17 protein-coding genes are annotated in these 24356 nt (G+C 56.8%); 8 read left to right on the top strand and 9 right to left on the bottom strand.

Features of this window, described 5'->3' with window-relative positions; translation table 11 throughout:
• Positions 1-83: 83 nt before the first annotated feature.
• Positions 84-1919, bottom strand: coding sequence for an ABC transporter permease subunit (locus tag HY298_03740; protein ID MBI3849395.1), 1836 nt, complete (start codon positions 1917-1919; stop codon positions 84-86).
• A gap of 518 nt (positions 1920-2437) precedes the next feature.
• On the opposite strand from HY298_03740, the gene HY298_03735 reads away from it, so the two are divergent.
• Complete coding sequence (locus HY298_03735) at positions 2438-6433, top strand: immunoglobulin domain-containing protein (GenBank protein MBI3849394.1); 3996 nt, start codon at positions 2438-2440, stop codon at positions 6431-6433.
• Between the two features lie 100 nt (positions 6434-6533).
• On the opposite strand, the gene HY298_03730 is transcribed toward HY298_03735, so the two are convergent.
• Complete coding sequence (locus HY298_03730) at positions 6534-7796, bottom strand: PQQ-like beta-propeller repeat protein (GenBank protein MBI3849393.1); 1263 nt, start codon at positions 7794-7796, stop codon at positions 6534-6536.
• Between the two features lie 167 nt (positions 7797-7963).
• On the opposite strand from HY298_03730, the gene HY298_03725 reads away from it, so the two are divergent.
• The 4 genes from HY298_03725 (at position 7964) to HY298_03710 (ending at position 12542) form a co-directional block, all read left to right on the top strand.
• Positions 7964-8155: a hypothetical protein gene (locus HY298_03725; protein ID MBI3849392.1), complete on the top strand. Its 192-nt coding sequence runs from the start codon at positions 7964-7966 to the stop codon at positions 8153-8155.
• Between the two features lie 336 nt (positions 8156-8491).
• Complete coding sequence (locus HY298_03720; GenBank protein ID MBI3849391.1) at positions 8492-10189, top strand: hypothetical protein; 1698 nt, start codon at positions 8492-8494, stop codon at positions 10187-10189.
• The gene (locus HY298_03715) at positions 10186-11559 is read left to right on the top strand and encodes a hypothetical protein (GenBank protein ID MBI3849390.1); all 1374 of its coding nucleotides are present in this window, start codon (positions 10186-10188) and stop codon (positions 11557-11559) included. The genes HY298_03720 and HY298_03715 overlap by 4 nt, the downstream gene beginning before the upstream one ends.
• 491 nt (positions 11560-12050) lie before the next feature.
• A complete protein-coding gene (locus tag HY298_03710; protein ID MBI3849389.1) occupies positions 12051-12542 on the top strand; it encodes a hypothetical protein in 492 nt (163 codons plus the stop codon).
• A 278-nt stretch (positions 12543-12820) separates the two neighbouring features.
• On the opposite strand, the gene HY298_03705 is transcribed toward HY298_03710, so the two are convergent.
• Both HY298_03705 and HY298_03700 read right to left on the bottom strand, forming a co-directional pair.
• Positions 12821-13093: a hypothetical protein gene (locus HY298_03705; protein MBI3849388.1), complete on the bottom strand. Its 273-nt coding sequence runs from the start codon at positions 13091-13093 to the stop codon at positions 12821-12823.
• Between the two features lie 288 nt (positions 13094-13381).
• Positions 13382-13963 carry a CDP-alcohol phosphatidyltransferase family protein gene (locus tag HY298_03700; GenBank protein MBI3849387.1) on the bottom strand — a complete coding sequence of 194 codons (582 nt, stop codon included), beginning with the start codon at positions 13961-13963 and terminating at the stop codon, positions 13382-13384.
• 301 nt (positions 13964-14264) lie between these two features.
• On the opposite strand from HY298_03700, the gene HY298_03695 reads away from it, so the two are divergent.
• A complete protein-coding gene (locus tag HY298_03695; GenBank protein MBI3849386.1) occupies positions 14265-15788 on the top strand; it encodes a sulfatase in 1524 nt (507 codons plus the stop codon).
• A 184-nt stretch (positions 15789-15972) separates the two neighbouring features.
• On the top strand, positions 15973-17409 hold the full coding sequence (locus HY298_03690) for a sulfatase (protein ID MBI3849385.1): 1437 nt from the start codon (positions 15973-15975) through the stop codon (positions 17407-17409).
• A gap of 407 nt (positions 17410-17816) precedes the next feature.
• On the opposite strand, the gene HY298_03685 is transcribed toward HY298_03690, so the two are convergent.
• Positions 17817-19325: a mechanosensitive ion channel gene (locus tag HY298_03685; GenBank protein ID MBI3849384.1), complete on the bottom strand. Its 1509-nt coding sequence runs from the start codon at positions 19323-19325 to the stop codon at positions 17817-17819.
• Positions 19326-19532: 207 nt separating this feature from the next.
• On the opposite strand from HY298_03685, the gene HY298_03680 reads away from it, so the two are divergent.
• Entirely contained in the window at positions 19533-19985 is a 453-nt protein-coding gene (locus tag HY298_03680; protein MBI3849383.1) for a hypothetical protein, read from the top strand.
• A 41-nt stretch (positions 19986-20026) separates the two neighbouring features.
• Here HY298_03680 and HY298_03675 read toward each other — a convergent pair whose 3' ends face one another.
• The 4 genes from HY298_03675 to HY298_03660 form a co-directional block, all read right to left on the bottom strand.
• Positions 20027-20881 carry a type II secretion system protein gene (locus HY298_03675; protein MBI3849382.1) on the bottom strand — a complete coding sequence of 285 codons (855 nt, stop codon included), beginning with the start codon at positions 20879-20881 and terminating at the stop codon, positions 20027-20029.
• Positions 20882-21070: 189 nt separating this feature from the next.
• Complete coding sequence (locus HY298_03670) at positions 21071-21847, bottom strand: prepilin-type N-terminal cleavage/methylation domain-containing protein (GenBank protein ID MBI3849381.1); 777 nt, start codon at positions 21845-21847, stop codon at positions 21071-21073.
• A gap of 213 nt (positions 21848-22060) precedes the next feature.
• Positions 22061-23347 (bottom strand): formylglycine-generating enzyme family protein, encoded by a 1287-nt coding sequence (locus HY298_03665; GenBank protein MBI3849380.1) that lies wholly within the window; start codon positions 23345-23347, stop codon positions 22061-22063.
• Positions 23348-23815: 468 nt separating this feature from the next.
• Positions 23816-24356: hypothetical protein (locus tag HY298_03660; GenBank protein ID MBI3849379.1), on the bottom strand; the 541-nt coding region annotated here is incomplete at its 5' end.

Raw genomic sequence — 24356 nt, 5'->3', positions numbered from 1 at the left:
GCCAATGCGGAAACGGGCGGCGGCCAGGCGAGCCGCCCGTTACTTCATCCCGCTGTGCCTTCCCGAACCATTTGGTTGGCGGTTTAACCCGGCGCAATTACTGGCGGCACATTTACGTCCGGTAACGGTGGCGGCAGCGCCGGCAGAATCGGCGACACGGACCGCACGGCCTGCTCGCGGAATTCCGAATACAATTTCCGCCGCGCCCAAAGCGAGAATCCAACGTCTTTGGCCAGATAGAGCACAGTCGCCACCCCCGAGGCCAGCAGCGGATACCAGGTCATCATCTGCGACGTCGCGGACGGAACTCCCTTCATCAAGCCTGGCAACAGCAGCAGCGGAACGATCATCATCGACGCAAAGGAAAGCACAAACCAGGGGATCACCTGAACGAACACGATCGTCTTCAACGTGGCCAGGTTGTTGTTCCTCGAATTCATTCCCATCCACATGCCGAACCAACACAATGCCGCCAGGTTCGCGAGGAACGTGAGCGTGCCTGCAACGGAGATGACCAGCATCACGATTTCATTTGGCCCGGCAAATCCGCCAACGGAAACCGCCGTCGTGGTTCCAAGCCTGCTCGTCGTCACGGTCGTCCTCGTTACCAACGTCGTGTTAGTTGTGGTGTTGGTCGTTGTCGCTACCGTTGGCGTGGGAGGAGTAACAGCAGCGATTCGGCTCCAAGTCATCTGCTGAGCCAAAAATGTTCCAAGCAACTGAACCGCCACCAACACCACCAGCGGCGCGCCAAACATTCGCAGCAACGCGCGCCCCTGGCCCTGCACAATCTGCTTCGACGTCAGCGGCGTCGCCAGCAACAATTCGATCAAACCACTGCGTCGCGCTTCGACAAAAAAGCGGCCAGCCTGCGATGCGGTTCCCAGATACAGCACCAGAGTCAAGAGACCGGCGCAGGAACTCCAGATCATCGCGAGTAACTCTCGGTGCTTGCTCGCGAACGTCGCGACAAATCCTCCCGCTATCAAAATGGTAAGCATCCATAACGCCCAGGACTGCCAGCGCTCCCGGCACGCCAGCCACAGAACCGGATTCGGCTCGATCAGTTTTCGGCGGAACACCCGACGACTTTTCGCTCCGCCGAATTTCCAGGCGTACGACCAGTTTGCCTTGACCGCTGAAATCTTCCGCGCCCGTTCCTGCCATGTGCGCGGGAGCAGCACGGAAGACAGGCCGAAAAGTGTCCAGGCAACAGCTTGATTGGCGACCAGTCCCAGCCAGAATGGTGACTGGCCAGAACCGCCCGCTGACACGAAAAGATAGCCGGAACTCGTCAGACTTAAAACCGGATTGAAGGCGCGCCCTTTGATGGCGGCGAATGTCCCGTCAATCGCCGGGCCAACCGTGACGATGACGAACAACAAAAACAACGTCGCCGCCAGCGCCCTCTGGGAATAGCGGCTGATCGCCGACACAAACATTCCTGCCGCCAGCGACACGAACAGCGCATTGACCAGCGCCAGCAACGTCATCCAAAACTGCCCACCCGTGACTCCCCCCATCAGCAGCGTGATGGCGAGAATCGGGAACACGGCGAGCAGCGCATAAAAACCCCGCAACGACGTCGCCAGTAGCTTGCCCAGCACGACGTCATAGCCGCGCAGATCGGTAAGGAACAGAAAGCCGAGCGTCCCATCGCGCTTTTCCTCGCTCAAACAATCCGACGTGAAGAACAACCCGGCCGACAATGCCACCGCCAGACTGAGCCACGTCAGCGTGGCAAACAATCCTTTGCCCAAGCTTGCGGCCCCAAACACCGAACCTGTGAACGTGCTCAAGATGAGAAACCCACCTCCGATGACCAACGCCACCAGCGCCGCGACCACCCGCAGCCAGAACGTGCTGCGTTTCCGCGCGGCCACGCGCAGTTCACGCTCGACGATAGGCAGGAAAGTCATGCCGCCCAGTTAGCAATCAATCAGTGCGACAGGCAAACCTTTTTGACCCGGCATAATGAGCACAGTTTCCGGGATCCGTCCGGTAGTTTGTAGCCAGCCAAGAAATCGTCCAAGCCGCGCACACAAGCACCGCGTCGCCGAGATTTTTGTTGAGATTCGCGCCGAGTTCTGCGTTAAATGTCCACTGCGGGTCTTGAACAATCTAAGCACGGGAACATGAAACATCCCACCGTTGAAGACACGGTGTTGGAATGGCTGTTGGAGTGGAATTCCTACCTTCTCGCAGACATCATCGGGCGTTTGTTCTCTCCCTCCATTGGTTCTTGGCTGTCAACCCGTCCGCAATGCTTCATGGGAAAGTCATGGTGGATTTGCCCGGCACAAACGGAGAATTGCAGCCAAGGCCCACAATTCCGCCTATGAATATCACTGACGTGATGGCATGCGACGCTGCATTTAGGAAACACGCTCAAAGTTCGAGGTGCAGCTGGAACAACTCCGAGTCGAGCAAATCCTCCGTGTTAGCGTTCTTCGTCAGTCTGGCGGTGCAGCTTCTGCCCGCGGCTATTCAAGCGGAGCAATTCTCTTTGGACGACGGAACTGTGAATACATTTGGCGGAACGCCGGGAGGAGACTTCTTGGCGCTTAATCATTTCCATACCGCCGGTCGCACAGTAGCGATAAATCAAATCTCCGTGATTTGGAATCCACTATCCAGCCGGGTTTTCCCGACGGTTGCTTTATATTCCGACCCCGACGGCGATGGCAATCCATCGGATGCGCGTCCTTTGATGATCTACCCCATCTTCATTACGCCAAACGTGGTCATTCTGAACAACACGAGTTTTCAAAGCTATGACATCCCCGCAACCACCGTCACAGGCTCATTCTTTGTTGGCGCTTACTTGTCAGACCGGGACTCGGGTTTCGATCCGGCGATTGGAGTTGATCTCTCACATCCGCAGCCGGGCCAGTCATGGATTGTCGAGAACTCGAGCGGTGTCGGCCTGCTGGATTTGCAAGAGCCGATCGCAACGAGCACTTTGGTCACGCCGTTGAATACCTATGTAAACGGCAATCACATGATCCGCGCCCGTTATTCTTTCGTGGCTTCCTGTGTTCAGCCTTCCGCCGGACTGATAAGCTGGTGGCCCGCCGAAACCAACGCCAACGATACCACTGGCAGTAATCATGGAATCATCACGACCGAATTCCTCGGCCCGGTGCTCTTAAGTCCGGGAAAAGTTGGCAACGCGTTTGACTTTCGCGGTACGAATTTCGTTGAGATACCCCCGATCCCGCTGGAGAGCTTCACACTTGAACTCTGGGCCTTGCAGCGTGTGCGCGGCACGTTCGGCGACAACTTCGGTTCCGTGCTCGTCTCCGACGAAGTGTGCGGAGTCGTGGATGACTGGCACACCGGGGTGCTGCCGGATGGCCGCTTGGTGGTCCGCATTGGCAACGCCGCCACCGGGGTTGATTCAAACTTTATTTCCAGCAATGCGATCCCGTTGAACACGTTCACGCACATCGCCGTGACGCGCAGCACCACGACGGGAAAGATCGAGATTTACTTCAACGGCGTGCTCGACAGCACACAGGATTCTCCACACAACCGCGTGCTGGGCGCCTCCGATCCCACGTGCGACACGGGCATTCACCAGAACCACATTGGCATCGGCAACCTGCGACGCGGCGCGGTGTTGGCCGGCAACCTGACCGCCTTCGACGGACTGATTGATGAAGTCAGCATTTACCGTCATGTCTTGTCGGCCGTCGAACTGCAAGCCGTTTACGCCGCCGGCAGCGCTGGTAAGTGCGCGCCGACTCCGAGTGGTCCGCCGTCCATCACCACCCAACCTCAAGATCAGGTCAAACGTCCCGGGAGCATCGTCACACTTGCAGTCATCGCGAGCGGCACGCCGCCTTTGAATTATCAGTGGTTCTTCAACGGCAACGCATTGGCAGGCCGGACCAACGCGGCGCTCACCTTGACCAATGTGCAGTCCGACCAGGCCGGTCCGTACTTTGTCACCGTCAGCAACGGCTCGGGTTCGGTGACCAGTTCTAAGGCGCAGTTGACGGTGACCGCGTTACTTCCACCGGTCTGCACTCCTGCTCCGACCGGCGCGGTGGCCTGGTGGCGAGCCGAAAGCAACACTGTGGACAGCATTGGGATTAACGACGGCTTGCCTCAAGGCTCGCGGCTTAATGAGATTCTCTACACGACTGGAAAAGTGGGCGCCGCGTTCCGATTCTTTTCCGGCTCGTTCGGCTTCGGCCTGACTAATTACTTGTTCGTTCCTCCATCTGCCGATCTAAACCTCGGTGCTGGCGACGGGTTGAGCATCGAGGGTTGGATCAGACCCGATTCAGTGTCCGGAGTGCGACCGCTGCTCGAGTGGAACGACAGCCACGGCAGCATCGGCGCCGGCCTCGCCATGAACGGCTCCGCACTCGAAGCTTACCTTACGGATACAAACACCACACCGATTCGCCGCATCGTGCTCCGCTCGCCACCCGGAATTATTGGCACCTCGGTGTGGCAGCACGTCGCACTGACATTTGACAAGGTCGCAGGGCTGACGTCGGTGTACCTCAACGGAGTTCCTGTGACCCAAACGAATATTGGTTCTCTGGAACCTCTGACCCGGTCTCCCGTCTATTTAGCGTATCGTCCAAGCGGGACTTCGGCCCGTTCGCTCTATTCCGGTGGATTGGATGAAATGACTCTCTACCAGCGCGCGCTTTCTGCGACCGAGATTCAGGCGATTGTGGCAGCCGATGAAGCGGGCAAGTGTGTGCCCCCGCCCCCGACCTGCGTGCCGCCGCCATCCGACTTTGTGGCATGGTGGCGCGGCGAATCCAATGTGCTCGACAGCGTGGACGCTAGTCATGGTGTCGTCACCAACTCGGTGACCTACACAGCCGGAATCGTGGGCAAAGCGATCCAGTTCAACACCGGGTTTGTGCGAATTCCGGCTTCGAGCAATCTGAACGTCGGCGCGGGCCCGGGGCTGACAATCGAAGCCTGGATCTCCCCACAGTTTTCCGGCAGCCGTTTGGTATTTTCTACTTCGCGTCAGTTCGTGGGATGGCACAGCGGCATCGTCACGCAAGGCGTCAGCCTCTCAATAACTCGTGCCGCGCCAAAATCCTCGTCAATTTTTTGGGAAGCCAATCTGGTGGACTCGGAAGGCCGTCCGCACGTGGTCCGTTCACCGGAGGGGCTGGCGACACTCGACGTATGGCAACACGTGGCCTTGACTTACGACAAGGCAACCGGAGTAGCAGCCCTTTATTTTGACGGCAGTGCTGTGACCCGAACAAACCTGGGCACGTTCACACCCAAGACCACAGCCAACGTTTATCTTGGTTATCAAACATTCCTCGACCCCTTTCGGGGAGCTGGTGCCGGCGCGCTGGATGAAGTGAGCCTCTATGCGCGGGCGTTAAGCGCTGCGGAAATTCGAACCATCATGCTGTCGCGCGGCGTCGGCAAGTGCCAGGAACCGCCGGTCATTGTTTCGCAGCCCGTGAGCATCCGGGTCAACGAGGGCGCGGACGCCACATTTTCCGTCGCCGCCAGCGGCAATCCGATCCTTAAATACCAATGGCGGCGAGACGGCGTAAACCTGCCCGGCGCGACCGGCGCGTCCATCGTTTTGACCAACGTGCAGTTCGCCCAAGCCGGGACATACTCCGTGCGGATCACGAATGCGTTTGGCGTGGCCGAGAGTTCCAACGCGGTGTTGACTGTCAACCGCCCGCCGCTGGCCGACGCCACCGCCACGCCGCCGCTTGTGATCGCTCCGGCACATTGCAATCCGATAATTGTGTTGGACGGGTCACGCTCGTCCGACCCCGACGATGATCCTTTGCAATTCTTTTGGTTCCAAGGCACCGCGACGAGCGCGTTTGCCACCGGAGTTGTAGCCGTTGTGACTTTGCCGGTGGGCACCAACTCGCTCCGTCTGGTCGTTGACGATGGCATGTCCACGAACGCTCAAACTTTCACGGTGGAAGTTATCACCTCGGCGCGAGCCGTCGAACGGTTGATGACCTCTGTCAATTCACACGCTCCCAAACCGCAGCCGTTGATCGCATCACTGTTGGCGGCGATTGAGTCCCTCAACCGCGACAACGCGACGGCGGCCATCAACCAACTTCAGGCGTTCCAAAACAAGGTGGGTGCTCAAGTCGCACCATCCGATCCAACACTGGCCCAGAAACTAAACCAGGCCGCGCAAGAGGTCATTGGCATCCTGAGCGGCGGCTGCTCCTCAGATAAGCTGCACGGCAAGATCGGAAAGCTTTCTCGCAACGCCAACGGCAAACTGCGAATGCATTTCACCGCGCCGCCAGGCCCCGTTTACGTCATCGAAGCGTCCACTAATCTTATTGATTGGGAGAAAATCGGCGTGGCGACGGACGGCGGTTCAGGCGAGTTTGAATTCGAGGACGCGAACGCACCACGAATGCCAACCCGCTTCTACCGAATAGTCATTCCATAGCTGCAGCCACCGGTGGAACGAACCGGAAGGTTCAATGGCCCCGAACTTCTCGACGGATGTTTCGTGATGGATTCTCACGGCCGGCGATCGGAGTGGCCAGTTACTTGCCGGCCTTCACGTCGTAGCACCAAAGCATGTTGTGCTCGCGGAGGTAGAGCTTGGCGTTGGCGACCACTGGGTAGGCCCACGACTTTTCCATTGCTTGCGAATGTTTCGGTGGGTCGGGTGGCGTGAACCGTCCCTTTTCCCGATACGATTCGGGCGAGGCTTCGACCAACGCCACCTCCCCGTTCTCGCCGTGCAGATAAAGCCGACCTTCGGCGTAGCAAAGCGAGGCCGCGCCCAGCGCGCGCTCTTCCCACTTCACCTCGCCGCTGGCAAACTGAACGCACAACATCGCCTGGCCCGTAGTGCCATAAAGATAATCGCCGACCTTCACCGCCCCGCCGATGGCGGTGGGCAGCTTCGGCGTAAAATACACTTCCTCAGATTCGAGGACTCCTTCTTTGGAGTTCAATTTCACGGCCCCGGCACCGGTGCCGGCGGAGGCGCAGTAGATGTAACCATCGCTGGCGACGGGTGTCGGGATGTTCGCGCCGTACTTGCTGACGGCTTTGCCATAGCGCCACAAAAATTTGCCCGTCTTCGCCTCCACGCCCACCAACCCTTTTTGCAGGACTTGCACATACTGCTTCACGCCGCCCGCTTCGACGATGATGGCCGAAGAGTACGCGGCCGAGTCGCCGCCGGGCGCGGGGCATTTCCAAATGATCTCCCCGGTCTTTTTGTTCAAGGCGACCAACGTGGCTTCGCCACCACCCGGCGTGACGACCAGCGCGTCACCGTCAATCAATGGCGACTCCGAGTATGCCCATTCGCCAGGTTTGCCGGCGAAGTCAGTGCGGAGATTCTTTTTCCACTGCACTTTTCCCGAGGCGATTTCAAGACAGGCCAGATCGCCATCCGAGCCGAGCGCATAAAGAACTTCACCCTCGACCGTCGGTGTTGAGCGCGCGGCGGGGAAATTGGGCATCTGTTTTGGATTCCCCACTTTTCCGAGGGACGTGGACCAGACCCGTTTGCCATCCTTGACGGCGAGCGCCTGCACAAATTCGTTGTCCATGCCCTCGTTTCCCAGCAGGTAGAGCCGGTCGCCGACCACCGAAGGCGTTGAGTAGCCGCGACCAATATCGGATACCTGCCAAACCAACTTTGGTCCCTCTTTGGGCCACTCCGACAGCAAGCCGGTTTCCTTGGAAATGCCGTCGCGGTTTGGGCCACGCCATTGCGGCCAGTCGCTTGCAACGACTGAAAGTGCGGTGGACGCCACGAGAAAACCATGAATTCCAAATAATAGTTTCATAATGAGTGGGTGTTTGTTGGCCCATTATTGGCCTTCATCGCTGCGTTGCGTCAAAGGTATTTTAACGACTTGATCTCAATTGGGCGCGTTGCGATTTGTCTGGTCTAGTTGAAAACTCTGGTGCACAATCGGGTATGAGAAAAACCAAGCCGACGCGCCGCACACCCATGAAACCACTGGAAACCGGTCAAGTGTGGCGAGTCGCAGAACTGAATCTTCAGGTGGGAATGATCGGCAAATGGCTGGTGCATTACAAGCTGGCAAAACCCGACGCCGTGAGAATCCCCAACTCCGTTGGCGGCAAAGCGACGGTTGAGAAATATTTGAAAGAGAACAAGGCGGTCCTCGTTAAAGCGTAGTCGGCAGGCTGTGCCTGCGGCTTTCGTGGTCTGATTTTCCTTCTGCAATCTTAATCGTATTGCGATTAACTCTGCCTCTCAGCTGCGTCCTCGCGGCAAAAAAGTTGCGTTCTTCCGCGCTTGTGGGTGATCGAATCTAACTTGCTCAAGCAGCGGATCGTTACGGTTCATACTCGCAACCACCTCACCTCGTCCAAATTTCCGATTGAACAAGATTTCGAACGGTGTAGTCTAAGGTTGATGCAGGTTTTTCCCGAGTTGAAGAGAGCTTGGGATTGCCATTGACCAGGGATGCTGATTTCAGATGGGCCTGCATTACGTTTGAACGAATTTACTATGAAGCGTTGGCTATTGTTTCTGTTGTGCGCCGTCCTCGGCCTGGGGATGTTGGTCGGCGGCTTGCTGGTGCCGATGCATCTGCGGGCCGTGGATGCCAGCGTCGTCCAAAAGGCCGGCTGGAACACCACTACTTTGGTCGAGCGTGGATTGGCGTTGGTGAATGAGAAAAATCTGGGAGCAGCCGAGTTGCTGTTGCAGACGGCACAGAAGGAGGAAATTTCCGATCGCGAGAAACTCGGCCTGGCTGTGACGAACCTGGCGAAACAGAATCCGAACTTGCAGGTTTGGGGAATTCCCGAACCTCGCGTTGCAGCGCTGTTCGGAAAGAACGTAGGACCGCTGCCGTTCATCGAATTAATTATTCGACAAGAAAACCGGGGCAAAGTCCTCGAACTGTTGAAGGCTTCGTCGCGTCCCGGCGTGCAAGAGTTGCTGCGCTGCCGCGCGTTGACTAATACGATTCTGTTCCCACCCTCGCAGTCAGCTTCAGGTCAGGCTTTCGATGCGGCGCTCTCGGTCGGCGGGCTTCTGGTGGAGGAAGGTCGCTTGACGCCGGCGTTGAGCAACGCCGTGTTGGCGCTGGCCGCGGAAGCGAATCGTGGTGGAAGTTCGCAACCGCTCGAACAAGTGCTGATGGATTTGATGTCGCTCGGTCAACGATTTAACTTGGGTCAACTCGCTGCATTCGTCGGCAAGATTGAAGATGCCGAGACGCTGCGTCTGCTGGCCAATCATGTCCGCAAAGCCGACGCACAACTGCCCGTGCTTTTCTCTGCCGTGCAACTCTCCGGCAAACCGGCGGACGTGGCAAAATACCTGATGCAGTTCAGTCAGAGCGGACTGAAGGACCTCGGCGCGAGTCTCCGGTTTGGCGAGGGTGGAGTGAATGAACTGTTGCGGCGCAAACAACAACTGTATGCTTCGAGCTTTCACGAGCGCGTGCCGGCACTTGCTCCGCCGTCCGCATTTTTTAACTTTGCCACAGATTATTCCTTGCGCAAACCGTGGCTTGCGCTGACTTTGAAATGGAGTTTATACCTGATCGGCGGTTTTCTGCTGGCTGCGGCCATGCATTTTGCGAGACCGGCAGTGTCTGCTTTGGAGCGACCGCTGCAGGTGGGCGGGTTTCATCTGGCCCGCGAAAGTTTATTTGCGCTGGGGTTTCTGCTTGTTGTGCTGCTCTTGAGCGAGCCGTTTCTCGCTCAGGAAAGTCAGAAAGTGGAGTTCCCCTTTCGACTGCGCCTGCCCACGGTGGGCAGCGTGGTCCCTGTCGGAAACACCGGCGCTCATGCATCGATTATGAACCAACTAAGTCTGTTAACCTTGCTGTTGTTCTTCGTGCTGCAGGCGCTGATCTACACGGCCTGCCTCGTCAAGCTGGCGGAAATCCGCCGGCAGAACATAACACCTCGGCTCAAGCTCAAGCTGCTCGAAAATGAAGACCACTTGTTCGACGCTGGCCTCTATCTGGGCTTCGCCGGCACGATCATCTCGCTGATCCTGGTGTCGATGGGCGTCATCAAGCCGAGCTTGATGGCCGCTTACTCATCCACGTCGTTCGGCATCATCTTCGTGTCGGTGTTCAAGATTTTCAATTTGCGCCCGTTGCGCCGGAAATTGTTGCTCGAAGCTGACGCCGCGACCACTGCGCGCATGGCGCCGGCCGCCGAACCCACGTTCACTACCATGTCATGAACCGCAGCATTCTGATCGTCATTTGCGATTTCCTGCTGGTGAGCCTGCTGGCGTTTTCCACCGTCGATATCAACAAGGTGGCCGAGGAGGGCGCGGCGCCGCAGGTCAAGGTGGACATCGCGACCAATCAAGTGGACAGCGGGAAAGACCTCGCTGCCGTCATGCGACTCGCGCTGGATGCGGAGCGCAAGGAGCGCGATCTGTTGCTGGGCGAACTCAAACAGACCCGCGAAACGGTCGGCGAGCGCGAGAAACAGGTGCAGACTTTCCAGCAACAACTTCAAGCGAAGGAGCAGCAGTTTGCCGCGGCCCAGACCAATATCCAATCCCTGACCCGCCAAGTGCAGGCCAGCTCCAGCGATGCCTTGATCTCGAAGGAAAAACTCGCCGCGATGGAAGCTGAATTGCGAAAGCAGAAGGAACAAGCCGCCGCTCTGGAGCAACAAATGGCGCAATTATCCAAGAGCAACCAGGTTGGTCTCGCAGAAAGACAACGTCTGGCCGGCCAGCTCCAGGTGGCCGAAGTGGAGAAACGTCATGCCACCGAACAAGCTGCCCGAATGCAGGAACAAGTGAAGATCGAGCGCGAAGAAAAAACCAAACTGGCCGAGGGCGTCAAAACCCTGGCCGCAAAATCTGGCGAGTTGACCCAGGAAATCCGGGAGAATCGTCCACTGGCCCCGAACACCATTTTCAGCGACTTTCTGACCAACCGGGTGAAAGCCGAGTTCAACGCTTCCCGACCCGGCGTGTTCGGTGAATCCACGAAGCGCAAGGAAACGCAAACCGTGCTGGTCACCGATGGCACCAATACGTTCGCGTTGTGCCACGTGCAAGACACGCCGCTGACCTTGGCGGTTCCGGGCACGGATTGGGAAGGACTCACGGGATCGTTGAGCCGCAACAGCACGGTGTTGCCGATCCGTTCCCTGTCCTTCGGCTGGCCTGACCCGCGCGTGCTCTTGATACCGGTCACCCCGACGGAGGCCCGTCAACTGGGCGGCAAGGTTTATCGCATCTCGTCCGACCCGTTCAAGTTCCAGGATGCGGTGCTGGTCGGCGCCGGAGAAGGCTATTACGGCGAATGCAAGTTCCAGATCGATCTGTCCACGCCGGGCTACGTGAAATTGGACAACAGTTTCCTCAAGGGCCTGTTCGGCAAATTCAATCCCTCGCGCGGCGACCTGGTGTTCAGCAAAACTGGCGAGTTGCTGGGCGTCATGGCGAACAGCACCTACTGCATGATGTTCCAAAAATTCGATGCCGCGGCGACGTTCCAATTTGGCTCGGATGTGCGCGCGCAACACACCGGCGCGACGCTGTCGCGGCTGTATGCTTTTGTCTTCCAGATGCCAGTTAAATTGCAGTAGAGTAGGCGTGGCTAGACGAAATGGATTGCCGTGCAATTGCACATGGGAACGTGGACGCATATAGCGAACCGCCTGCAAATTGCGAAAAACACAAATGAATCGAACAACCGCCATAAACTCCGCTTGGGGTAAATACTCAGGACTTGCACTATGTGACAGCTTGTCTGTGCAACGGCCAGTGGTTACGCAAAAATATGAGAATCTGCGGGACTGACCCCTTGCCGTCAAACGGCGGCCCAAACCCTACCCGTTGCTCAACCAACCCCGACGGCGGTTCGTGGAAATCTCCCACCGCAGCCGTTACTGGAAGGGACGCCCGCGCAATGATCGAGGGCTTAACTAAGGGCCATTCGGGACTGACCCCTTTATGACCCCTTTATGCTCTTCTTGATTAAGGCGGGACCAATTCCAACGTCCCCCCCTTTAACCCAGATTATTCAGGATTGCCTTATGGTCCTCAACACTAGCCCAATTGAAATCGGTAATGAATTATGACGACTAAAAATGGTTTTGGGGTACGCTTCAAAACGAAAAACATTAACCACTTGCTCTACAGCCTAATTTTGGTTGGTAGTCTGGTAGGTTGCTTCACCATGCAGGATCGGCTAGTCACCCTTTCGCCCACAATAGCGGTTGGGAGCTTGACACGGACTGAGTTGTCCGAAGCGATTGATACAGTTCAGCATGTTGCCATTGCTAACCATTTGAGTCTAGAAATGGACAAGGCAGCTACGAACCTTCTGGCATTGTACGTGCGCAGATCAAATGGAGTCTATCGCGACCCGATCATTTACATGGCGGTGTGGCTGGAGCCGACCAACGGTAATCTGGTTGTCGCAACATCTGATATTCCCTCGAACGAGCATGCAGCAACCGCCTCACGCATCCACAAGGAGATCTACAAAGGATTGACTGAGCGATTCGGCAAATCGAGAGTCAAAAAGAAGACGAAAATAATGTCTAATCCAGCATGGTTTCTGTAAGATGTATCCTGGTTCGATCTATCACGTGGTGAATCGTGGTGACCGCCGAGAGTTGATCTTCCACGACAACACTGGCAGCAAACGCTCGCTCGCCACGCTCGCAGTTGCTTGCGCCACGAACGATTGCCGAGTTAACCAGATCCAGCACTGTCATCGTGACTTCAGAACTTCTGTTAGCGTCACCAAGCGATTCCTGCTAACCAACGACACATTACGCCCCGCTCCTCCACATCGGCCGCTCAAAAAAGGGTGGAAAGATGTCTGGCCATCGGGGAAAGTCAGGTATGACAGAGACAGTGAGTTCGAAACCACCCGTAACTTCGGTCGAGGAGATACAGCAAGGATGGCATGAGCTGAAGTTGCGAGTCGGCCAACTGGAAGCTGAGCGCAGCGCTCTCGAACAGGAGAACAAGGCGCTGCGATTCCTGTTGGAACGCGTCATCGAGCATCGGCAAAAATCCCACAGCGAACTCGTGCTCCTGCTTTCCGGCATGGTCAGCAAGCTGCCCATCAATGACGTCGGGGTCATCGTTTCCAAACTGGTGGAGCATAACAAAAACGTCAGCGACATCTGCGCGACGCTGGCCAAGGGCAAAGCCGACGCCGAGCTACCAACGCGCCCGGTTTCAGGAGCAGTATTCGTGACCCTGACCGGTTCGTGGGAGTTTCCACCTCCAACTTTGGACGCGCATCGGCACCTTGAACTCACCCCTCCCAAACTTTGTCGCATATGCGACAAAGTTTGGGAGAGGATCCCAGCCGGGCGTATTTGGAGGGCAGCCGCAGGCCGGTTGAAAGGTCATTCACTTTTCAATTCGGAAATGTTTTTGGCAATAATTCTATTCCGCCGACTTTCCTTGTTCCACTTGCCGGCGGATTTGCAACGCGTGCCAGAGCGACGGCAGGCCGGCGCGCCATTCGGAGAGGCTCGCGGTGATGGCCATCTCCTCAAGTTGGGTCAAAACGACAATCGGCATGACCACTCGCAAGGGCCACCCTTTGCCCGCGCCGAACAGCATCAACGCCACCGCGCCCATCAGCACCGCCGCCAATTTGCCACTCCACGTGTGGTAGCTCGTCAGCCGTCCAAACTTAAGAAAGCCCAACAGGATGGCAGCGACATAACTGGTGAGTCCGGCCAGCAACCAAGCCGCTTCCTGGCGCAGCGCCTCCGGTTGCAGCCACCACGCGCAAACCGGCAGCGTTAGGTAGGTGGCCAGATCGCCCCAGCTATCCAGTTTGGCGCCCAGCTCGGAAGTCTGCTTGAGGAGGCGGGCGAAAAAGCCGTCGGCCAGATCTGAGACGAGCGACGCGATCAGACACCAGAGAAACGCCTGCGAGTTGCCGCTCCAGGCCAGGCTGACCAAAAGCGGAACGAGCAACAACCGGACTCCACTCAGCAGATTGGGCACTGTCAACATGCCGGCATTGGTTTATGATTTTTGGTGGCTACGACCGTCAACATAGCAAAAAAAAAGACCGCCTGGCAATCTGGATTATGCCAACGTGGACCACCTTGCGCGGCGAATCCGCCCCAATCGAAGGGCGGAGCAGCACGCCGTTCGGCAGGCGATCCGCGACAACTTTCAACGCTGGGAACGCGAGCGCCGCAAAGGCGCAGGACCAGCTTAATGAACCGTCAAAAAATAAAAAAGTGGCTTGCTTGAACTGGGATTTGCGAATAGACGAGTTGGCATCAAACAATCCCGCGCCACTTGACTGATGCGAACAGGACTTTTCAACTTTCGACACGCGCTGCTATTCTTGGCTGTTTTAGAACTTGGGTGCGGCTTGGCTCACGCCGCGGATGATCGCCCCAACATTCTCTTCATCATGGCGGATGACCACGCCGCGCATGCCATCGGTGCCTACGACAGCAAGATCAACCAGACGCCGAACATCGACCGCCTCGCGCACGAAGGAATGCGCTTTACGCGTTGTTTCGTCGTCAACTCCATTTGCACGCCGAGCCGCGCCGCCATTCTTACGGGTAAGTATAGTCACCTCAACGGCGTGCCGGTGTTCAACCGCTTCGACGGCAGCCAGCCGACCGTCGCCAAGCTGTTGCAGGCGGCGGGCTATCACACGGGCATGATCGGCAAGTGGCATCTCACAAGCGACCCCACCGGTTTCGATTACTGGAACATCCTTCCCGGCCAGGGCCGTTATCACAATCCTGAATTGATCGAGATGGGAAAGAAAAAAGTCATTCAGGGTTACGTCAGCGACCTCATCGCCGACCTGGCGATCGACTTCCTGAAAACCCGCCCCAAGAACAGACCGTTTTTCCTCATGTGTCATCACAAGGCGCCGCATCGACCCTGGCAGCCCGACGCCAAACACGCCAAAATGTACGAGGACGTTGACATTCCCGAACCCGAAACTTTCAACGACGATTACAAGCACCGCTCCGACGCGGCAACCGAAGCGACGATGCGCATCGACCGGAATCTCACGCGCAGCGACATCAAGTATCCGCCACCGCCACCCGACCTCAAAGGCCCTAAACTCGCCAAATGGAATCAGACCGTCGATATGGAGCTGGAAGTCACGATCAACGGCCAAAGGAAAACACTGACGGGCGACGCCCTCAAGAAATGGAAGTACCAACGTTACATCAAGGATTACCTCCGCTGCATTGCGTCCGTGGACGACAACGTCGGGCGGCTGCTCGATTATCTCGACAAGGCTGGACTGAAAGAGAACACGATTGTCATTTACACTTCCGACCAGGGATTTTTTCTTGGCGACCACAACTGGTTTGACAAACGGTTCATGTATGAGGAATCGCTGCGGATGCCGTTTCTGATTCGTTACCCCGGCAAGATCAAGCAAGGCAGCGTCAACGACCGCATGATTCTCAACGTCGATTTCGCGCCGACGTTTCTCGAATACGCCGGCGTCACGATTCCGCCGGACATTCAAGGCCGCAGCATCACGCCGTGGTTGCGCGGCGAAAAGCCGAGAGACTGGCGGACGTCCATGTATTATCGCTACTACCATTATCCCCAGGATCACCGCGTCCAGCCGCACTACGGCGTGCGCACCGAACGTTACAAACTGATCTACTTCAACAACATCAACGAGTGGGAGTTGTTCGACCTCGCGAAAGACCCGCACGAAATGAACAGTGTGTATGCCGACCCGATTTACGCCGACACGGTGCAGGAACTCAAAACCGAGTTGTATCGTTTGAAGAAGGAACTTAAAGACGAGGACCAATTCGCGAATGGCGTACCGGAATGAAAAACCATTGGAGATTTAGAGTGATTGACAGAATACGTTCCCGAAATGGCCGGATTTGGGAGGTAGGGCGCGTCACTCCGTGCGCGCCGCAATCGACTGTGGGCAAACGACGGCGCGCACGGAGTGACGCGCCCTACCACGCTTGCTTTTCCTGAATCATTTTTGGCAAACCCGATAATTTCTCATGAAAAGAATATTCCCAAATTTTTCCCGATTCCTTAGCCAACTTCTTCTGGCGTTCTTCATCGTTTCAACCACGTCCGCGGCGGAAAAGCGCCCGCCGAACATCGTCATCATTTTCACCGACGACCAGGGCTATCAAGATGTCGGTTGCTTCGGTTCGCCCAATATCCAGACGCCGAATCTCGACCGCATGGCGAAGGAAGGGATGCGGTTCACGGATTTTTATGTTGGTCAGCCGGTCTGCTCGGCCTCGCGCGCCGCGCTGCTGACCGGTTGTTATCCCAATCGCGTCAGCATCCTCGGCGCGCTGGCTCCGGGATCGAAGGTCGGCATCAATTCCAACGAGATGACCATCGCGGAAGTCCTCAAACCGCGCGGTTACGCCACCGCCATCTACGGCAAATGGCATCTCGGCGACGCGCCGCAATTCCTGCCGACGCATCACGGCTTCGACGATTACTTCGGCCTGCCCTACTCCAACGACATGTGGCCGAACCATCCCACCGCCGGCAGCCGGTTTCCGCCATTGCCGTTGATGGAAGGCGACAAGGCCGTGAAGCAGGCGCCTGATCAAACGCAACTCACGACCTGGTACACCGAACACGCCGTGAAGTTCATCAGACAAAACAAACATCGCCCGTTCTTCCTCTACGTGGCGCACAATATGCCGCATGTGCCGCTGCACGTGAGCAACAAGTTCAAAGGTAAATCGCCGCGCGGACTCTACGGCGACGTGATCATGGAGATCGATTGGTCCGTTGGACAAATCCTTGGCGCGCTGAAGAAGAACGGTCTCGACGATCAAACCCTGGTCATCTTCACTTCCGACAACGGTCCGTGGCTGCTTTACGGCGACCACGCCGGCACGGCGCTGCCGTTGCGCGAGGGCAAAGGCACCACGTTCGATGGCGGTCTGCGCGAGCCGTGCATCATGCGCTGGCCCGGCAAAATCCCGGCGGGCACCGTCTGTCATGAGGTGGCGGCGACGATGGATATTCTGCCAACAGTGGCCAAACTCGCCGGCGCCGACCTGCCCAAACATAAAATCGACGGCTTGGACCTCTGGCCCTTGATGTCCGGCCAGCCGGGCGCGAAAAGTCCGCACAAAGCGTACTTCTACTATTGGGGAAAGGCGTTGCAGGCCGTGCGAAATGGAAAATGGAAACTCCACGCGCCACACAACTACACCCATCCCGAACCCCCCGGTGGTGGCGGCCAGCCCGGAAAGTACGCGACCAAAAAAATCGGCGCGGAACTGTTCGACCTCGAAATCGACATCGGCGAAACGACCAACGTAGCCGATCAACATCCCGAAGTTGTTAAGCGCCTCGAAGCGTTGCTGGAAAATTGCCGCGACGATCTGGGTGACTCAGAAACCAAGCGCGAGGGGAAAGACGTCCGTCCGCCGGGCCAACTATCCGCGGAAATCGTTAAATAACCACCCACTCGCAGCCGGGTGTTGTTGAGAATCAATTCTGCCCGGCACGATTCGCGTTTGAAACGCCGTGCCATCGGCCCGGCCGGATACAGTGCGCTCAACTGGGTCGCCCTGTCCGCGGCCTGTGAAATCAAGATGGTTTTTATGCTCGCCCGCATCCCGGCCTGCTCCTCCGAGGAGAAGCGTTCGCCGGTGTTATGGAATGTTGCATGGCGGGAACTGCAACAAAGTCGTCGGGCAAACGGAAGATGGGCGACGGCTGTTCCCTCTCCTTGGGGAGCTTCCACGGCGTCAATCTCGCGCATCGTGACCAGGAATCCGGTACTCCCAAACTTTGTCGCATATGCGACAAAGTTTGGGAGACGATCCCGGCACTGTTGATGGGAAGGTCAAGACGGTGCCGACGCTCACAATTCAAAAAACGTCCGCAATTTATCCAGGAACGTCACGGCGTATTCCGTTTGTCTGGCGGCGATGGCTTTCCGGGAAGTGTTCTCGGCCAGAATGCCTTCGGTTTCCAACTGGCGTCGCGCCAGCAGTTCGCTGAGTTTGTTGAGCAACTCCGGTTGTTGCTTGAGGCTGTTGGCCAGAACGGGCTTGCCGATTTCCACCACTTCGCAATCCGTTTGCGCAACCACGGTCGCGCTGCGTTTTTCGCCGGTCAGCAGCGACATCTCGCCAAAGCAATCCCCGGCGCGTAGGCGGGCGACCTGGGTAGAGTCCCCGTCGCGATCCACGACGACATTTGCCTCGCCATTCACCAGGATGAACATTGACGCGCCGTCTTCGCCTTGTTGGATTAATTTTTCGCCGCGCCCGAAGTGCTCCAAACGCCCGCGCGGCAGCAAGGCGTCCAGTTGGGCATCGTCGAGGCATTGGAAGAGCGGTTGCTGGCGAAGGATGTTGCGGGCGTTGTTCTGCATTTCCTGTTCGTGCGAGCGGGCCGAGCGTTCGATCTGCACCGTCCGCATCGGGAAGGGAATCTTGATGCCGTGGCGTTTCAGGCTGTACCAGATGTTGGTGCGAATGGCATCGGTGACCTCGTTGTAAATGGCGTGGTCATCAACCCAGAATTTGACTTCGTATTCCACGGCCGAGTCGCCAAAGTTTTTCAGGAACACTTTTATGCGCGGATCACCCGACACACCGACGGCGTTGGCGGTGGCGTGAATCAGGATGTCTTTGACGCGCGTGGGCGGCGCGGAGTAGTCCACGCCGACGGTGATCCGGAGGGCATGGCGGCGGGTCGGATAATGCAGATTGACGATGGTCAGGCGCGCAATTTCACGGTTGGGAATGTCGAGGTAAACGTCGTCGTTGGTGCGCATCCGGGTGGAGCGCCAGTTGACTTCCACGACTTCCGCGTGCTTGTTGTCGATGATGAGCCAGTCCCCGGCGCGAAAGGGTTTTCCAAAATGAATCGCAAAACCGGCGATGATATTGCCCAGCAGGTCTTGCATCGCCAAGCCGATGATCACGGCGGCAATGCCCGAGCCGGTGAGCAAACCGGGAATGCGAACGTCATAGCCAAACGCCAGCACCAGAATGAACGCCACCACGACGACCAACAGTGCCACCACTTCGCTGAGAAACTTCGGCACGCTGGCCTGGCGCCGTTCCTGATAATGCAGTTCAAAGAGAAAGCGTTTGAGGAGTGCGTTCACGAACACGGCGCCCAGCAGTATGACCGCCGACCCCAATTCCGTCCGGTTGGGGAAATCCATGTCCAGCACTGTGACGGGCAGGTAAAACGCCAGCGTGATGGCAAACAACTGGTACATCAAACCGAGGCGCACGCCATCGCGCCGTTTCAACCGGCGGCCCAGGAACACCATTGCGAAGTAGATTATGGGAACCGCGATCACCAGGATCACGGCCGACTCACCTGACGGCAAGGAAGGCATGGAGGCGATCATACCCAGCCCCTTTTGTACGCGCAATGTTTTGAACCATGACTTACAGTGAATTACGCTCCTTGGGAAAACGGCGCTGCAACAGCGGCCGCGCAGCAGCGGCAAGGATTGAAAACCCTTCCTGCTTTTGCCAGCGTTCGCTGAACTTCGATCGCTATGAAACTATTCCGTGCGTTCATCGGCGTGCTTTTGGGATAGAGTTTGATCTTCATGATCGGACTGGCGCAACCCAAACTCGACATCGCCTGGCAGGGCAACAATGGCCGGAATGGTAGCGCGGGGCCACAAGGTGGCCACACGCACGCGGGATACATTTCAACAAGCGGAGGCGACGACATAGGTCCGGCGCTCATCGGCATCGCGACGCGGCAGCCGCGTGCAGACTTGCTGGAGTTGATTATTCATCCCAACAAAAAAGCCGCGCCGGGCTTTGAGAGGGTGCTCGTGAGGATGACAAATGGGATGCTCTACGCCGGCATCGTCAAGCGCGAGATCAATGCGGAACTGGAACTCAACTCGCCCGAGGACGGCATCGTGAAGCTCAACAAGAGCGAAATCAAATCCCGCGAAAAAGGTTTGTCGGCGATGTTGCCGGATCGGATCAAGGTGCTTTCACGAAAAGACCCGCGCGACCTGGTGGCGTTCTTGGCTGGTTTGAAGTAGCGACGACCTCGGAAAACCCGATGCCAAAGAATATTTCAGGCTTATTGCTTGACGGTCGTATTGTCGGCCATCCAATTTACATCGACAAACGAGTCGCCAGCAGGCCCGACCGGTAATCCCATCAGGCTGTATCGAACAGGGGCACTTGTAATCTTTGAGCCATGCCATTTGTGGATTTCAGAATGCCCATCGGCAAATGAGAGCCCACACGCTCCGTTGTGAAAATTGGCCGGCATGTCGATGATTTGCGCGGTGCCCGGCTTATCTGCGCCCTGGCACTGGACCGCAAACGCTGCGTCGTTGAGGCTGTCGGGATGTTCGTCCACGACAACCCAAGTCTTGGACGGCAGGGTGATGGTGGACAGTTTGCCATAAGTTCTCCAAGCCGAAGCGGGAAGCCAGCTTCCGAAGCTAAACACCTGGCTCATGGAGATGCTGCGAACCCGCGGCACCCTCTGCCCAGCGTAAGGGCCGCTCCCAGGTTTCACGCTGGCCTTGTCCGCCGGGCACTTGAAAATGTTTTGAGATTTGCCGGTGTAAGGCCACATCGGGCTTTTCGTCATGTCGTTGTTGATGTCCCAATTGACAGCGCTTCCAGTAAAATCCACCCAGCCGGAAAACCAGTTGGGGCGACCGGGAACGCTATCTTCAGCCGCAATGAGAGTGTCCCGGAAATCGTCAGCGTATAACCTCCAAGCCAGCATCAACTGTTTCCCGTTGTTCATGCACATGACAGCCTGAGATCTGCTTTTCGCCTTGGCAAGAGCTGGCAAGAGCAGCCCGGCTAGAATGGCAATGATAGCGATGACGACAAGAAGTTCGATCAAGGTAAAACCACACCGCTCGCGAATTCTGCGGTGAAAACAACGAGCATCGCCTGGGTTGACGGTATTCATGTTTTGGCAGTCTGGGCTTCTGGCGAAAAATCTAGCGGCGATTTCCCAAAATGTAAATATTTTGTTTGTCCTTTTCTTCCGGTCTGGAAGACATCGCCTCACCCAACAAATGCAAGGCTTTGGAACGTATCGCTTCGCCGATGAAAGAATACGGACGGCAATCATTCCATTTGCTCGCCCTGATCAATTCTAATTCTTGGTGCCGATCGTGGCGGCTACCCTGTCGAAGTCGCGATCGACAGGCCTCTGCGCCGGCTCATTCCACGAAACCTTGCCAGTTTTCGGCTCCTTCCATTTGTAAATTTCGGAGTGGCCGTCAGCAAAACTCAGGTTGGCTCCGCGATCATGCCGATCGGAAGGACTGTTTTGCCAGACTCGGTTATCAACCTGGATCGCGAAATAAGCATCTTCAAGCGTTATGGTGCTCTCGTCAATGAACACCAAGGCACCCACTGGCGAAGGTTTGACAATGTCCGAGTACTTTCTACGAACGGGGTAAGCAGGGTTGACCCAGTCAACGTCACTGTTCATCTGCCCTGACATCGAAAAACTTCGCACCCGGGTTGCCCTCTTCCCATTCCGTTTGTAATCATCAGCCGGACAAACATAAATTCCCAAGGACGTGTTGTAGGCGAAGAGTTTTCCGTTCTTAATGTTGTTGACGTTGGTGTCGCCGGGAGCCGCGTTGACATCGCCTTGAACCCAGGCGTACGTTTGGTCTGCCAAATAATTCTGAATTAATTGATCCCGGTTATCACCGCTGTACATGATCCACGCCAGCGTGAGTTGCTTCGTGTTGCTCAGGCAGGAAATGGCCTGGGCCTTTGTCTTTGCCCTCGACAATACCGGCAACAGCAAACCGGCGAGGATCGCGATGATGGCGATGACGACCAGCAGTTCGATCAACGTGAATGCGGTTCGGAGCGTCTGTGATTCTCTGAAATTAAATTCATTCTGGCAGTTCATATACTTATGGGTGGTGATATTTTAATCATTTTTCACCGCAGGTCAACCACAAGCATTGGTCAATCGCGCTCCAGAATCGGGCAATAAATCATCGAGCTGTGGTATTTCGGCTCGCCCGCATGAATTCTGTGACTCAACATGTGATTGGAAGCGGCCGAGCTCACGCAACCAAACGGCTTGCGGAAGTTTTCTAAGAGTTTAAGAGCATAGAAACTAATGCCCCCTCACACAACGAAACCCAACGTCGAAGAAGTTCCAGGCCGGGTTGAAGGGGTAGCGATTGGAGCACCGCGCGATGTTGCCATAGTTGTACCAACTACCGCCCCGCATCACACGGAGGGAACCTGCCGAAGGCCCGTGCGGGTCGGTTTGCGAATCGCTTGAATACGCCCCGTACCGGTCCCAGCACCGGTTGCAGACGTTGCCCGCCATGTCATAAAGCCCATACGCGTTCGGCGCAAAGTATCCCACTGGACTCGTGGCATAAGCAGCATCCTTGAAGGTCGGATGATAGCCACACGACAGGTCATAGTAAAGTTCGGAATTCCAGTCACAAGCCAGCGAGTAGCCGTTGTAGTTCGCCCGGCTGTGCGAGATCTCGTCGGTGCCGGTCCACGGGAAGCGGTGCCCGCTGGCCCCGCCTCGCGCTGCCTTTTCCCATTCCGCTTCCGTCGGCAAACGATACCCGTTGGCGTCCCATTTCACGTAGGGAGTCACCTCCGCGGTCTTGTAAATTGCCGACAGACCGGCATCCGTGTAGAAGCAGGGCGTCAACCCCTCCTTCTCTGATCGCGCATTGCACCACTTGACCATATCATACCAATCAGCAAAGAGAACCGGGTGGTTGGTCGCCGGTGCCGAGCCGGAGTTGGTATAGCTGTAGCCGTTGCCACCGTTCCAAGCCTTCACCTCGTTCCAAAGCGCCTCCGTCACCAGGTATTTGTCCATGAAAAACCCGCTCACATAGACGGTGTGCAGCGGAAGTTCCTCGCCGCCGCCCTCGCTGGGGTTCATTGCATTGCCCATCGTGAATGAACCGGCTGGAATGAACGCCATCCCCACCGGTGGATTGGCATCAAAGAAGTGGTAGCTGACGACGTGATTGCTGATGGGTACTTGAACGTAGTCCACCCAGTTACTTGCGCCCGTCAGGGAATCAGCCGCCTGAACGGTGCAAATGACGTTCGTTACCGCGTTCGTCCAGGTGACGTTTCCGTCCGCAGAAATCCCCGTGATGGTGGTTGCGCCGGGGCCGACAATCCGAAAAAAGCGTGCTTCGACCGCGCGGGCGAACGGGATCGTACACAGTAGAACCGCCACGGCGAGAAACGAGAACAGGAATGAACGCCACACCGATTTGGACAATCCGAAGCCCTGAGCAGACAACTTTTTCTTGCCGGTCAGCGGAAACTTCGCTGCGCTCTGCGCTCGGCGAGGGCAGGACGGCGCGGGCAGCGAGCGTGGTCCGGTATTCTTGTTCTTTCGCGCGTGGTCAGTCATTCGTGGCCTGGGATTGGGCAATGCAGATTAACAATCCGGCTCGAAGCTGGGCAAGCTCGAAAGAGGGCAAGTTCGTTAGCTCTCGGCCGTGGAAGCAAAAACACGCGTTTCTATTCTCGAGGAGCACTGTTGTCGTGCTCCTCGTACTCCTGCTCCCTGCTCCTGTGCATCAACCCTCAACTATCAACTCTCTTGTTCACTCGGCAGTTCGGATAGCCTCGGTTCATCTCCCGCACTAATTCGGATAGTGCGAGATTCCATCACACGGTGCGGCTGCCGTAGAGGTGGCGTTCCTATTGGGCCTGGAGCGTTGGCTTTATCCGGCAGCCTCCCGCTCGTGCCTACGGTTCTTACCATGCTTCCTCGAAATCCATGTCGGCCAACCTCGTAATAAAAAGGTCGCCAAGCCTAATTCGCAGCTTGGCGACCCATATTGCCGTGCCGGTTCACCGGCTTGGATGCCCTTCGTCAGGGTTGCCTTAGCCTGAAGAATTGGTTGCCGCTCGGGCTCGGGAGGGTCAAGTTGTAGCGGCTCCCCGACAGAGCGGCACCCTGCTGGACCGCGGTCCAACTGACTGGCGAGAGGCTGCTTGTGGACTCCAGAATGTAACAGGAGGCAGAAACCGGCCAGGACACGACGACGTTGGTCCCGGAGGAGGATGCCGTGAGCTGAGGACTCAGGTATTGCTGATCCAATTCAGCCTGCGTGTAGTCATTCAGCAAATTGGTGTGCGTGCTGAACATGAAGAGGTCAGGGGTTACACCCGCCTCGCGGAACGCGATGGTAAAGTCCATCGGAATCCCGACCTGGCCCGGTGTGACCACATAGTGGAAGGGATTGCCGGCCCGCGGACTGCCGTCCTCATTAGTGATGGCGCCACTGAGGAACGAGCTTACAAAAAGCTGGTTCCAGTGGAACTGGCCTTCCCAGAAGTTTGTGTTCGCTCCACCGGAATAATCTGTCCTGCTTGCAGCCCCAGGCCCGTTGGTGTCACCACCGTAATTAAGG

This window comes from Verrucomicrobiota bacterium (genome assembly GCA_016200005.1).
Taxonomy (GTDB): Bacteria; Verrucomicrobiota; Verrucomicrobiia; order Limisphaerales; family PALSA-1396; genus PALSA-1396.
The sequence above is the reverse complement of the archived record's forward strand: the minus strand, read 5'-3'. Positions and strand labels throughout refer to the sequence as shown.

Bases quoted from the DNA above. Each gene is read 5' to 3' on its own strand.
- HY298_03740 (MBI3849395.1), bottom strand. From the start codon at position 1,919: ATGACTTTCCTGCCTATCGTCGAGCGTGAACTGCGCGTGGCCGCGCGG.
- HY298_03730 (MBI3849393.1), bottom strand. From the start codon at position 7,796: ATGAAACTATTATTTGGAATTCATGGTTTTCTCGTGGCGTCCACCGCA.
- HY298_03725 (MBI3849392.1), top strand. From the start codon at position 7,964: ATGAAACCACTGGAAACCGGTCAAGTGTGGCGAGTCGCAGAACTGAAT.
- HY298_03720 (MBI3849391.1), top strand. From the start codon at position 8,492: ATGAAGCGTTGGCTATTGTTTCTGTTGTGCGCCGTCCTCGGCCTGGGG.
- HY298_03715 (MBI3849390.1), top strand. From the start codon at position 10,186: ATGAACCGCAGCATTCTGATCGTCATTTGCGATTTCCTGCTGGTGAGC.
- HY298_03710 (MBI3849389.1), top strand. From the start codon at position 12,051: ATGACGACTAAAAATGGTTTTGGGGTACGCTTCAAAACGAAAAACATT.
- HY298_03705 (MBI3849388.1), bottom strand. From the start codon at position 13,093: ATGCTCCACCAGTTTGGAAACGATGACCCCGACGTCATTGATGGGCAG.
- HY298_03700 (MBI3849387.1), bottom strand. From the start codon at position 13,963: ATGTTGACAGTGCCCAATCTGCTGAGTGGAGTCCGGTTGTTGCTCGTT.
- HY298_03695 (MBI3849386.1), top strand. From the start codon at position 14,265: ATGCGAACAGGACTTTTCAACTTTCGACACGCGCTGCTATTCTTGGCT.
- HY298_03690 (MBI3849385.1), top strand. From the start codon at position 15,973: ATGAAAAGAATATTCCCAAATTTTTCCCGATTCCTTAGCCAACTTCTT.
- HY298_03685 (MBI3849384.1), bottom strand. From the start codon at position 19,325: ATGATCGCCTCCATGCCTTCCTTGCCGTCAGGTGAGTCGGCCGTGATC.
- HY298_03680 (MBI3849383.1), top strand. From the start codon at position 19,533: ATGATCGGACTGGCGCAACCCAAACTCGACATCGCCTGGCAGGGCAAC.
- HY298_03675 (MBI3849382.1), bottom strand. From the start codon at position 20,881: ATGAATACCGTCAACCCAGGCGATGCTCGTTGTTTTCACCGCAGAATT.
- HY298_03670 (MBI3849381.1), bottom strand. From the start codon at position 21,847: ATGAACTGCCAGAATGAATTTAATTTCAGAGAATCACAGACGCTCCGA.
- HY298_03665 (MBI3849380.1), bottom strand. From the start codon at position 23,347: ATGACTGACCACGCGCGAAAGAACAAGAATACCGGACCACGCTCGCTG.